This is a genomic window from Microbacterium koreense, assembly GCF_042677105.1.
Classification (GTDB): domain Bacteria; phylum Actinomycetota; class Actinomycetes; order Actinomycetales; family Microbacteriaceae; genus Microbacterium; species Microbacterium koreense.
The window spans coordinates 1,481,147-1,493,325 of record NZ_JBHTIM010000001.1 but is presented as its reverse complement, the minus strand read 5'-3'; the positions used below and the strand labels follow the sequence as shown (position 1 = coordinate 1,493,325).

Genomic DNA, 12,179 nt, shown 5'->3' with positions numbered 1-12,179 from the left:
CGACGCTCCCTCGGCGCATCAGCGGTGTTGTCATTCATTCCGCAACCACAAGGGCGACATTCGTTACCGGAGCGGGGTCGGTCGCCAGTCGCGCGTGCGTCTCGACGTCGTAGCGAACGTCGCCATACCGGAGCTTCTCCCGCTCGACCCCTTCGGCGAGAAAACCCGCCGCGGTCGCCACTCGACACGACGCGGGATTGTTCACCCGGTGCCCGAGCTCGAGACGATACAACCCGTTCTCGAAGGCCCAATCACTCGCTGCGATGAGCGCGGCCGTCGCGTATCCCCTGCCGCGTGCTCCGGCTGCGAGCCAGTAGTGCATCCACGCGGTCTCGTGTCGAAACTCGATCACGGATACTCCGACGTTACCGATCGCAACATCATCCTCGACGACCGCCCAGTTCTTCACGGACTCGTCGAATCGCAAGGATCGGTCGATGAACGCCTCCGCCATGGCAGGCGTCGACAGGTCGGTGCCGCCGAACTGGGTCGCCAGATCGGCGGCACTCCGAAACGCCGCACTCAGCGCCGAAGCGTCGCCACTGGTCCACGGACGAAGCACGACACTCACGCCACCGATCCTTCCCCAGCGAACGACTCGCGAGCGAACTCCGCCTGTGGCACCGCGCCCTAGCCGATCTGCTCGGTGAGGGCGAACCAGCGTTCTTCGACCTCGTCGCGTTCGGTCTCGAGAGACCCGATGCGTGCCATCTCTTCGGCAAGGCCCACGTAGTCCGATTGGTCATGGTCGGCCAATGCCACGCGGGCTGCCGCGATCTGAGCCTCGAGCTTTTCCAGGCGCCGCTCCAGCGACGCCGTCTCCTTCTGCGCGGCGCGCAGGCCTGCTCCGGTGAGTCCTGTACTCGCGGGCGACGCGGGGGCCGCCGCATCCGTCGTCGGAATCTCTCGCTCGCGTGCACGCAACCGCAGGTACTCGTCGATGCCGCCGGGCAGATGCCGCAGGTGGCCGCCCAGAATCGCGTACTGCTGATCGGTGACCCGTTCGAGGAAGTACCGATCGTGCGAGACGACCAGGAGCGTCCCCGGCCACGTGTCGAGCAGGTCCTCCATCGCCGCGAGCATGTCGGTGTCGAGATCGTTCGTGGGCTCGTCGAGGATCAACACATTGGGCTGCTCGAGCAGGATCAGAAGCAGCTGGAGCCGGCGCTTCTGTCCCCCCGACAGGTCTTTCACCGGGGTCGACAACTGTGCGCTCGAAAAGCCCATCCGTTCGAGCAGCTGACCCGGCGTCAGCTCCTGCGATGACGAACCGGCACCGAACGTGTACGTCGTCCGCAACCGTGCGATCACCACTCGCACGGGGTCATCGAGATGCTCTTCGAGCTCATCGAGACGTTGCGTCAAAGTGGCGACGTTGACCGTCTTTCCTCGCTTTACCCGGCCGACCGTGGGTTCGACGTCTCCCGACACCAGGCCGAGAAGCGTTGATTTTCCGGCGCCGTTCACCCCGAGGATGCCGGTGCGCTCCCCCGGTGCGATGCGCCACTCGAACGGCTCGAGAACCGCGCGTCCGTCGTAGGACACCCCGGTATCGAGGAGGTCGACGACATCCTTGCCCAGTCGCGAAACCGCGAGCGACTGCAACTCGGTCTTGTCGCGGACATCGGGCACATCCGAGATGAGCGCATTCGCCGCGTCGATGCGGAATTTCGGCTTCGATGTACGCGCCGGCGCACCGCGCCGCAACCACGCCAACTCCTTGCGGGCGAGGTTCTGTCGACGGGCTTCGATCGCCGCGGCCTGTCGGTCGCGCTCGACGCGTTGCAGGATGTACGCCGCGTAGCCGCCTTCGAACGGCTCGACGATGCGGTCGTGCACCTCCCACGTCGTCGTGCACACCTCATCGAGGAACCACCGGTCGTGGGTCACGACCAGCAGGCCGCCTTGGTTCGCGGGCCAGCGTCGCTTCAGATGCTCGGCGAGCCACGCGATCGCCTCGACGTCGAGATGGTTGGTCGGCTCGTCGAGGAAGAGCACATCGTGATCGCCGATGAGCAGGTGCGCGAGAGCGACGCGGCGACGCTGACCGCCCGACAGGCCGCGCAGCGGCGCATCCCACGCGATATCGCCGAGAAGCCCTGAGATCACCTCTCGCACCCGCGCAGAGCCCGCCCACTCGTGTTCGGGCATGTCGCCGACGACGGCATCGCGCACCGTTCCGTCGTCACCGATCGTGTCCGCCTGGTCGAGCACCCCGACGCGCACACCACGGCGCACCGTCACCCGTCCGGCATCCGGCTCGAGTCGCCCGGCCAGCATCGCGAGCAGACTCGACTTGCCGTCGCCATTGCGGCCCACGACACCGATGCGATCGCCCTCGTCGATGCCGAGCGACACCCCGTCGAAGACGACGCGAGTGGGGAATTCCAGATGAAGGGCCTCAGCCCCGAGAAGGTGCGCCATCGGCGATCAGTACTCGAGGCTCAGACGCGGTGCGCGGTACCAGGAGAAGATCCGCGAGGCCAGGGCAGGATCGCTCACGTCCGCGCGCCCCGCCGAGGCGAGCGTCGCGATGGACACGCCACCGAGGTAGGCAGCCGAGAGCTCTTCGATGCCGAGCGCCACGACGGCGGCGCCCTCCACGGTCGCCTCGTCGTCCAGCGCGGTGACGGTCGCCTCACCCGACCCGTCGACGTCGAGCAGCCAGCGCCCCGTCGAGAGTCCGACCGGATCGGTGACGTCCACCACCAGGCGACCGGATGCACTGTAGCGGCGTCCCTCGAGCGCCTGGGGCACGTCGATCACCCGCACGTACTGGTGGTCGGTCACTGTGATCGTCGCGGCGCGCTGATCGGAGATCATCCACAGCAGCGGCTCCTCGACCGACAGCTGATCCGCCCGCACCTCGACGACGAGGTCGAGCTCGAGCATGAAACGCCACAGTGCCGCGTACGCATCGTCGGTCTCGGCGCACAGGTACGACACGGTCACCGACGACAGCGCCCAGTCTTCGTTGTTCTCGCGAGTCCAGTACACGACGACGCCGCGCACTTCACCCTCGGTGTCGGTGTATTGGACGGCCCGGTACTTCGCGGGGTTCTTCGTGTCGGCCCGCGTGCCCGCATACTCATCCCACACGCCGCCGGCGACTCCGATCTCGCCGGGCACCCGCGGGTGGATGCGTTCGTGCAGCACGGGCAACAGCTCCCGCGCTCGCGCGGGCGTGATGAAATCCAGCCGCCCGTCGGGGCGCGGTCCCGTCCACGACGCGCGCATCGTGTCGATCACCCAGTGGGTGCTGGATGCGGCGACCCCGAAACCGTAGCGCCCGTACAAGGTCGACTCGCTCACGGTCAGCATCGCCAGCGGCACACCGATCGACTGCGCGGCGCGCAGTTCGCCCTCGAGCATCGCCCGGGCGATGCCGCGGCGCCGGTGGGTCGGAGAAACTCCGACCCCCGAGATGGCACAGGAAGGCAACGCGCGGTCTCCCGGAACGGCGAGGTCGGTGATCCAGGAGTCGATCGTCGCGACCGGCTGGTCGGGGATCGGCGTCGTCGGGTCGTAGACGCCCGATATGCGCCGGTAGGCCTGCGCCGCCCGGATGGCCTCGACCTTGGTGTCGCTGGCTTCGTCTTCGAGGAATCCGCGCCGCACGACCCGCACCCACGCGGGGAAACCCTCGTCGTCGACGCTGAGGCGTCGGTAATCGAGGTCACGTCTCTCCAGCTTCGTGCGGGATGTCTCGTCGACGGGTCCGTGCAGATGACGGTCGGCAAGGGAGGAACTCGACATCCTTCGAGCCTATCGAGCCTGACGCAGGGTCACGGCGTGATGATGCGCGCCCCCGGCACGGGGCCGTGCACGTGGAATGCCTCATATCCCGCGGCGGTCAGGGTCACCTGCAGGTCGAGCGCCGACTCGGGGTCGTCGGCGAGGAAGGCGACCGTCGGCCCGGAGCCCGAGACCATGCCGGCCAGTGCACTCGGACTTGCATCTCCCGTCTCGAGGAGCTCGCGCAGGTCGGGACGCAGCGACAGCGTCGCGGCCTGAAGATCGTTCTGCACCACCGCCGCCAACCGCACGGGGTCGCCGGCACGCAGCGCTTCGAGGACGCCGCGATCGACGTCCGGGGTTCCACTCGGGGTGATGTCCGTGCGGGCACGCATTTCGTCGAGGTGCCGGTAGACATCCGGAGTCGACAGCCCCCGATCCGAGGTGACGATGATCCAGTCGAACCGCCCCTTCGCGAGGGCGGGACTGAGCTGGTCCCCCCGCCCGGTGCCGATCGCCGTGCCGCCGAGGAGAGCGAACGGCACATCGGCGCCGAGACGTGCGGCCAGGCGGTGCAGTCGCGCGCTGCCGAGATGGGTACCCCACAGGGCGTCGCACGCGACGAGGGCGGCGGCGGCATCCGCCGATCCTCCCCCCATGCCGCCGGCCACCGGAACATGCTTGACGACATCGAGGTGCACACCACCCGGATGGCCCGTCGTCGATGCGAGCAGCCGTGCCGCACGCAACGCGAGGTTGCGGTCGTCGGCGGGGACGCCCGACACGTCCACCGTGCCGGAGATCTCGATGGTGAAGTCATCCGACGGCGTCGCCCAGACGTCCTCGAACAGCGATACCGCCTGATAGGCCGAGGCGACGTCGTGGTACCCGTCGTCCTGCACGGCACCGACCTCGAAGAAGACATTGAGCTTGCCCGGGGCCCGCACGTGCACGCGAGGGAGGAGTGCGGCCTCGCTCACGGCGCATGCTCCATCTGATGCGCGATCGCGACGAAATCGTCGATCGACAGCTCTTCACCGCGGGCGGTGGGCGCGACACCGGCGCTCTCGAGCAGAGCGGATGCGGCGGCCGCCGTTCCGCCGAGTGCCGCCGCCAGCGCCTGCCGGAGCATCTTGCGCCGCTGTTGGAACGCGGCATCGACGATCCGGAAGACGCGACGACGCTCGTCCTCTGTCCCCCGAGGCACGTCGTCGCGGTCGAACGCGACGAGCACACTGTCGACGTTGGGCACCGGCCAGAACACCTGGCGCGAGACCGTGCCGGCCAGACGCCAGCGGCCGTACCACGCCGCCTTCACGCTCGGGGCGCCGTAGATCTTCGACCCGGGCGGCGCGGCGAGGCGCTCCCCCACTTCGGACTGCACCATGACGACGCCTCGCTCGAGGCCCGCGAACGTTTCGAGCAGGTGGAGCAGAACGGGCACGCTGACGTTGTACGGCAGATTCGCCACGAGCACGGTCGGGTCGCCCGGCAGTTCGGTGACCCGCAACGCGTCGGCGTCGACGACGGTCAGCGCCCCGGAGGGCACACCGTGCTCGGTCGCGGTCTGCGCGAGACGGGCTGCGAGGCGATGGTCGATCTCGACAGCGGTGACCGAGGCGCCCGTCTCGAGGATCGCGAGTGTCAGCGATCCGAGACCCGGCCCGACTTCGACGACCCGCTCACCGGCGTGCACACGAGCGGTGTGGACGATCTTGCGCACCGTGTTGGCGTCGACGACGAAGTTCTGCCCGAGCTTCTTGGTGGGTGTCACGTCGAGTTCGGCGGCGAGAGCGCGGATCTCCGTCGCGCCGAGCAAGGTCACGGGCATGTGACAACAGTACTCAGCGACGAGGCAACCGACTCACCGGACGCGGACCCTTGACAGCCGGATATTCGGCGGGCCACTGTGAACCCCACGGGCGGCGTCAGCCGGGCCGGTTCGAGGAGGATCCCCCATGACATCGTCGTCACCGCCGACCGGCGACATCTCCGTCCCTATCACGCGCGTCGTGCTCGTCGCCGCCACCGCGGCGCTCGGCGGATTCCTCTTCGGCTTCGACACCGCCGTCATCAACGGTGCGGTCAGTGCCATCGGCGAGCAGTTCTCGACCGGTCCGCTGCTCCTCGGGTTCTCTGTGGCATCCGCGCTCATCGGATGTGCCATCGGCGCGTGGTTCGCCGGTCGCATCGCCGACCGGTTCGGCCGCATCCGCGTCATGCTGCTGGCCGCCGCGCTGTTCGTCCTGAGTTCGCTCGGCTGCGGGCTGGCCTTCGGGATCTGGGACCTGTCGTTCTGGCGTGTGATCGGCGGTCTCGGGGTGGGTGCGGCATCCGTCATCGCCCCGGCGTACATCGCCGAAGTGTCGCCGCCGCCGTATCGCGGCCGGCTCGGATCACTGCAGCAGATGGCGATCGTCACCGGCATCTTCGTCGCCCTGTTGACGGATGCGGCGATCGTCGCGGCGGCCGGAAGCTCCACCGAGCCGTGGCTGTTCGGACTCGAGGCCTGGCGGTGGATGTTCCTCTCAGAGCTCGTGCCCGCGGTGATCTACGGACTCCTGGCCCTGACGATCCCCGAATCCCCGCGCTACCTGATCGCGCGCGGCGAACTCGTCAAAGCCAAGTCGGTGCTCTCGCGCTACGTCGGCGGCGACGTCGAGAAGACGACGACCGACATCCTGCAGACGGTGAAGGGCGCCTCGGACCGACCGCGATTCTCGATCCTGCGTGGCAAGGCGTTCGGGCTGCTGCCGATCGTGTGGGTCGGAATCGGGTTGTCGGTCCTACAGCAGTTCACCGGCATCAACGTCATCTTCTACTACTCAACGACGCTCTGGCAGGCAGTCGGGTTCACCGAACAGGACTCGCTCACGATCACGGTGATCACCTCTGTCACCAACATCGTCACGACCATCGTGGCGATCTTGCTCATCGACAGGATCGGGCGAAAGCCGCTGCTGCTCGTCGGTGCGATCGGGCAGTTCGCGTGCCTCGCCGTCCTCGCGGTCATGTTCGCCACGGCGCCGATCGTCGACGGCGAACCGGTCCTGGACGGCGCCGCCGGCCCCATCGCCCTGATCGCCGCGAACCTCTATGTCGTCTTCTTCGGCGCGTCGTGGGGGCCGGTGGTGTGGGTGCTTCTCGGCGAGATGTTCAGCAACCGCATCCGTGCCGTCGCTCTGTCGGTCGCCGCGGCCGCACAGTGGGCGGCGAACTTCGTGATCTCGACGACCTTCCCCGCACTGGCCGCCGTGGGTCTGGGTCTTGCGTACGGCATCTACACGTTCTTCGCGTTTGCGGCGATCTTCTTCGTCATCCGATTCGTCCGCGAGACGAAGGGACGCACGCTCGAATCGATGGACGACGGCGACCGCCCTATCCCGACCGTAGGATCGGGAGCATGACGAACAACTCCGCATCCCACGAACAGATCCGCGAAGAGCGCGAAGCCGCACAGAAGGAGAAGGACCGCCTCGAGGCGAAAGAAGAGCGTCGCCTCGACGACGAGAACCGCGCCCAGTAAGCCTCAGAACGCGCCGTACACCTCACGTGTCGTCGCGGCGATCCGCGCGCACAGATCGTCGACGTCGATCCCCAGCTCCTGGGCGATGAATCGCACGGTGACGGGAATGAGGTACGGCGCGTTCGGGCGTCCGCGGTGGGGTGTCGGGGTCAGGAACGGCGCATCCGTTTCGACCAAGATGCGCTCCAGCGGCGTGACGTGCAGCGCATCGCGCAGGTTCTGCGCATTCTTGAACGTGACGTTGCCGGCGAAGGACAGGTAGTAGCCCTTCTCGGCGGCGATCCTCGCCATCGCGGCATCCCCCGAGAAGCAGTGGAAGACGGTCCTGTCGGGGGCACCGACCCGCTGCAATGTCTCGAGGACCGCATCGTGGGCGTCCCGATCGTGGATCTGCATCGCCACGTCGTGCTTCTTCGCCAGCGCGATGTGCGCCTCGAAGCTCTCGAACTGCGCGGGGAATCCGTCTTCCTCGGTGCGGAAGAAGTCGAGTCCCGTCTCGCCGATCGCCCGGACGCGCGGCTGCGCGGCCAGCTCGTCGATGACCCCGATGGCCTCCTCCAAGCGTCCCGCCCGCTGATAAGCGGGAGCCTCGTTGGGATGGATCGCGACGGCCGCGAGCACGCGAGGATGGGATGCCGCGGCCCACGCCGACCAGCGGCTCGATTCGATATCGCCGCCGGCCTGAACGACACCGAGCACGCCGACGTCAACGGCGCGTTCGAGCTGCTCGTCGAGACCTCGCGGCTCGTCGCCGTCCTCGATCTCGAGGTGGGCGTGGTTGTCGTAGACAGGAACGGCGAGCGGCTCGGGCGCGGCGGGCCATCGCACGTCGCGCGCAGCCTGGGTGCGCTGTCGCACGTAGCCGGAGGGATCGGCGCGGTCGTCCGTCACGTCAGGCCTGCTCGACCCGCGGAAAGAGCGGCGCGAGGCCGTTGACCGAGGTTCCCGGAGCCAGCTGCCCCCACTCGCCCGCCCGGCGGATGGGCTGGTCGACGAGGCGCGCGGGCACACCGAGCGCCTCCCAGAGCTTCTGTGTCGCCACGGGCATCACCGGCGAGAGCAGAACGGCGAGCGCGCGCAGCCCTTCGGCGGCGGTGTACAACACGGTGCCCAGCCGCACACGCTGCGCATCGTCCTTCGCGAGCGCCCACGGCTCGTTCTCGGTGATGTACTGGTTGAGGTCGTCCACCAGCTTCCACACCGCGTCGATCGCCTCGTCGATGCGGAAACGCTCGATCGCGGCATCGGCGGTGGTCGCCGCATCCGCCGTGATCTTCTGAACCCGCACGTCACGCTCGGTGTACTCCCCCGGCGGGGGCACGATCCCCTCGAAGTACCGTCCGATCATCGCGACGGTGCGCGATGCCAGATTGCCGAAGCCGTTGGCGAGCTCGGCCTGGTACCGCGCCGAGAGGTCTTCCCACGAGAACGAGCCGTCCTGACCGAACGCGATCGCCGACAGGAAGTAGTAGCGGTACGCATCCGACCCGAACACGTCGGTGATCTCGTTCGGCGCGATACCGGTGAGCTTGGACTTCGACATCTTCTCGCCGCCGACCAGCAACCACCCGTGGGCGAAGACACCCTTGGGCACATCGACGCCCGCCGCCATCAGCATGGCCGGCCAGATGACGGCGTGGAAGCGAAGGATGTCCTTGCCCACGACATGGTAGGCGGGCCAGTGGCGCGCGAACTGCTCGGGATCGGTGCCGTAGCCGATCGCCGTGGCGTAGTTCAGCAAGGCATCGACCCACACGTAGATGACGTGCGACTCGTCCCACGGCACCGTGATGCCCCAGTCGAAGGTCGACCGCGAGATCGACAGGTCCTTCAGCCCGCTCTTGACGAACGAGACGACCTCGTTGCGTGCGGAGTCGGGACGGATGAAGTCCGGCTGCTCCGCGTACAGCTCGAGCAGACGGTCCTGGAACTCACTGAGCTTGAAGAAGTAGTTCTTCTCCTGCAGCAACTCCAGCGGCTTGGAGTGGATGACGCAGACCTTGAGCCCCTCGAACGGGCCCTCGCCGTCGACGATCTCGGATTCGGTCTTGAACTCTTCACAGCCGACGCAATACAGCGCCTCGAACTCCCCCGCGTAGATGTAGCCGCGGTCGTAGATGGCCTGCACGAACTCTTTGACGCGCTCTTCGTGACGCGGCTGGGTCGTGCGGATGAAGTCGTCGTTGGCGACGTCGAGCGTCTCCAAGAGCGGGAACCACGATTCACTCACGAGCCGGTCCACCCACTCCTGCGGGGTCGCTCCGTTGGCCGCGGCCGCGCGCATCATCTTCTGGCCGTGCTCATCGGTGCCGGTGAGCATCCACGTGTCGTCGCCTGCCTGTCGGTGCCAGCGCGCGAGCGCATCCACCGCGACGGTCGTGTACCCGTGTCCGATGTGAGGCACATCGCTCGGGTAGTAGATCGGCGTGGTGATGTAGAAGCTGCGGCCGGAAGTCACCCGACGATTCTAGTTCGCACGGATGCCGACGCTCCGCGTGTGACAGGGCCCGTCGCGTCAGCGTCGGGCGAGAGCGGCCTGGTACAACTCGCGGGACGAATGACCGGTGTGCGCGGATACGTCACCGGCGGCATCCTTCAACCGCACGCCATCGGCCACCTGCTGCAGCACCTGCGCGACCGCGTCGTCGAAGTCGACCACGCGCGGGGCGGCGCCGGCCACGACGATCACGACCTCACCGCGGACACCGCCCGATGCCCACTCCGCGAGCTCGGCGAGGGTGCCGCGCGCCACTTCCTCGTGGAGTTTCGTCAACTCGCGGCACACCGCCGCGCGACGATCATCGCCGAACGCGGTCGCCATGTCGGCGACGGATGCGACGACCCGACCGGGCGCCTCGAAGAACACCATCGTGCGCTGCTCGGCCGCGAGCGCAGCGAAGGCCGTCGCCCGCTCTCCCGCTTTGCGGGGAACGAATCCCTCGAACGTGAAGCGATCGGTGGCCAGCCCCGACACCGCGAGCGCCGTCAATACCGCACTGGGGCCGGGAATCGCGGTGACCGTCACCCCGGCGTCGGCGGCGGCCGCGACGAGTCCGTACCCGGGGTCGGAGATCGTCGGCATCCCCGCATCAGAGAGCACGAGCACGTCCTCGCCACGAGCGCGCTCGACGAGGGAAGGCGCGATGTCCTTCTCGTTGTGGTCGTGCAGTGCGATCAACCGGGGCCTGTGGGTGATTCCGAGACCCGCCAGCAGACGCTGCGTGGTGCGGGTGTCCTCGGCGGCGACCGTCGGCACCGTCGACAGCACCTCGATGAGCCGGGCCGAGGCGTCGCCGAGATTGCCGATCGGGGTAGCCGCGAGGATGATCACGGGCCCAGCATAGGCTGGAGGCCGTGACCACGACCGAGGCGGAGCCCCTGTTGCCGAGGCCCCGCGCCACGGTGCTGGACCGCTGGACGGCGCGACTGGCGAGCGACCCGCGCATCGCGCGGCTGTGGCGGTGGCTCGCGCCGACTCTGATCACGCTCCTGGCGGGCGTCTTGCGCCTGGCGAACCTCGGGAATCCGGAGTCGCTCGTCTTCGATGAGACGTACTACGTCAAAGATGCCTGGTCGCAATGGAACCTCGGCTACGCCGCGACGTGGCCCGATGAGGCCGATGCGCGGTTCTCGTCCGGCGAGACGGACATCTTCGACACCGAGGGCAGCTTCGTCGTCCACCCGCCGCTGGGCAAGTTCTTCATCGGACTGGGCATGTGGATCTTCGGGGCCGATTCGGCTTTCGGTTGGCGCGTCGCCGTTGCGCTGTTCGGCACGGCGACGGTCCTGGTGCTCTATCTCGTCGCCCGCTCGTTGTCGGGGTCGCTCGTCTTCGCGTCGGTGGCCTCGGGCCTGTTGGCCGTCGACGGGCTCAGCATCGCGATGAGTCGGGTGGCGCTGCTCGACGGGATCTTCACGTTCTTCACTCTGCTGACGGTGTGGTTCCTTCTCCTGGATCGCCGAAAGACGCTGCCGAGGCTCACCCGCGAGCTCGCACTCCGCACCATCAACGGCGAGGGTCCCGGGTGGGGTCCCGTGCTGTGGCGTCGCCCCTGGCTTCTCGCCGCCGGCGCCGCGGTCGGTGCCGCCACCGCGGTGAAATGGTCGGGACTGTACGTCGCCGCAGCGTTCGGGATCTGGCTCGTCGTGACCGATGCGCTGACCCGCAGGCGGGGCCGGGTCATCTTCTGGCCGACGGACGCCGCGTTCCGTCAAGGACCGGTGACCTTTCTGCTGTTCATCCCGATCGCGGCGGTGATCTACCTCGGATCGTGGATCGGTTGGCTCGCGACGGACGGCGGATACGGACGCCAGACGCTCGACGAGGCGGGTGCGCTCCCGTGGATTCCGCTCCCGCTTCAGAACCTGTGGGACTACCACGCGCAGATCTACGGCTTTCACGTCGGGCTTTCCAGCCCGCACGGGTACGCCGCACCGGCGTGGCAGTGGCCCCTGCTCACCCGGCCGACGTCCATGCATTTCGACCACACCGACGGCGTCGTCGAGAACATCTACGCGATGCCCAACCCGCTGGTCTGGTATGCCTCGGTCGCCGCGGTCCTCTACCTCGTATGGCGGTTCATCGTGACGCGGGATTGGCGCTTCGCGCTCGTTCTCACCGGCATCATCGCGACCTACGTGCCCTGGCTGCTGTACCCCGACCGCACGATCTTCCAGTTCTACACGGTGGCGATCCAGCCGTTCCTGATCCTCGCGCTCACCTTCGCGTTGCGCGACATCGCGGGGGGCCCGAGTGCGTCATCTCACCGACGTCAGAGCGGGCAGCGCCTCGTGTGGGTGTTCCTCGGCGTCGCCCTGCTTCTCGCGGCGTTCTGGTACCCGATTGTCAGCGCGATGCCCGTCCCCTACGACTTCTGGCGCATCCACAACTGGTTGCCCAGCTGGATCTGACCCTCAC

At 67.8% G+C, this 12,179-nt stretch carries 11 protein-coding genes; 3 read left to right on the top strand and 8 right to left on the bottom strand.

Going from position 1 to position 12,179, the window contains the following annotated elements; genetic code table 11:
* Positions 1–34: 34 nt before the first annotated feature.
* The 5 genes from ACFQZV_RS06850 to rsmA are packed head-to-tail and all read right to left on the bottom strand — an operon-like array spanning position 35 to position 5,566.
* Positions 35–571, bottom strand: coding sequence for a GNAT family N-acetyltransferase (locus ACFQZV_RS06850; protein WP_378750379.1), 537 nt, complete (start codon positions 569–571; stop codon positions 35–37).
* A 59-nt stretch (positions 572–630) separates the two neighbouring features.
* The gene (locus tag ACFQZV_RS06845) at positions 631–2,424 is read right to left on the bottom strand and encodes an ABC-F family ATP-binding cassette domain-containing protein (protein WP_378750381.1); all 1,794 of its coding nucleotides are present in this window, start codon (positions 2,422–2,424) and stop codon (positions 631–633) included.
* Positions 2,425–2,430: 6 nt separating this feature from the next.
* Complete coding sequence (locus ACFQZV_RS06840) at positions 2,431–3,756, bottom strand: GNAT family N-acetyltransferase (RefSeq protein WP_378750383.1); 1,326 nt, start codon at positions 3,754–3,756, stop codon at positions 2,431–2,433.
* A gap of 29 nt (positions 3,757–3,785) precedes the next feature.
* Positions 3,786–4,715, bottom strand: a complete 930-nt coding sequence (locus ACFQZV_RS06835) for a 4-(cytidine 5'-diphospho)-2-C-methyl-D-erythritol kinase (RefSeq protein WP_378750385.1) — start codon at positions 4,713–4,715, stop codon at positions 3,786–3,788.
* Positions 4,712–5,566 carry a 16S rRNA (adenine(1518)-N(6)/adenine(1519)-N(6))-dimethyltransferase RsmA gene (gene rsmA, locus ACFQZV_RS06830; protein ID WP_378750387.1) on the bottom strand — a complete coding sequence of 285 codons (855 nt, stop codon included), beginning with the start codon at positions 5,564–5,566 and terminating at the stop codon, positions 4,712–4,714. The genes ACFQZV_RS06835 and rsmA overlap by 4 nt, the downstream gene beginning before the upstream one ends.
* A 127-nt stretch (positions 5,567–5,693) precedes the next feature.
* Between rsmA and ACFQZV_RS06825 the strand changes: the two genes are divergently transcribed.
* Entirely contained in the window at positions 5,694–7,142 is a 1,449-nt protein-coding gene (locus tag ACFQZV_RS06825) for a sugar porter family MFS transporter (protein ID WP_378750389.1), read from the top strand.
* Positions 7,139–7,261 (top strand): hypothetical protein, encoded by a 123-nt coding sequence (locus tag ACFQZV_RS06820; RefSeq protein ID WP_378750391.1) that lies wholly within the window; start codon positions 7,139–7,141, stop codon positions 7,259–7,261. Before ACFQZV_RS06825 ends, ACFQZV_RS06820 begins: the two co-directional genes overlap by 4 nt.
* A 3-nt stretch (positions 7,262–7,264) precedes the next feature.
* Here ACFQZV_RS06820 and ACFQZV_RS06815 read toward each other — a convergent pair whose 3' ends face one another.
* The 3 genes from ACFQZV_RS06815 to rsmI are packed head-to-tail and all read right to left on the bottom strand — an operon-like array spanning position 7,265 to position 10,592.
* Positions 7,265–8,152 (bottom strand): TatD family hydrolase, encoded by an 888-nt coding sequence (locus ACFQZV_RS06815; protein WP_378750393.1) that lies wholly within the window; start codon positions 8,150–8,152, stop codon positions 7,265–7,267.
* Position 8,153: 1 nt separating this feature from the next.
* Positions 8,154–9,719 (bottom strand): methionine--tRNA ligase, encoded by a 1,566-nt coding sequence (gene metG, locus ACFQZV_RS06810; RefSeq protein WP_378750395.1) that lies wholly within the window; start codon positions 9,717–9,719, stop codon positions 8,154–8,156.
* A gap of 57 nt (positions 9,720–9,776) precedes the next feature.
* Entirely contained in the window at positions 9,777–10,592 is an 816-nt protein-coding gene (gene rsmI / locus ACFQZV_RS06805; protein ID WP_378750397.1) for a 16S rRNA (cytidine(1402)-2'-O)-methyltransferase, read from the bottom strand.
* A 23-nt stretch (positions 10,593–10,615) separates the two neighbouring features.
* Here rsmI and ACFQZV_RS06800 point away from each other — a divergent pair, with 23 nt between their 5' ends.
* Complete coding sequence (locus ACFQZV_RS06800) at positions 10,616–12,172, top strand: dolichyl-phosphate-mannose--protein mannosyltransferase (protein WP_378750399.1); 1,557 nt, start codon at positions 10,616–10,618, stop codon at positions 12,170–12,172.
* Positions 12,173–12,179 lie beyond the last annotated feature (7 nt).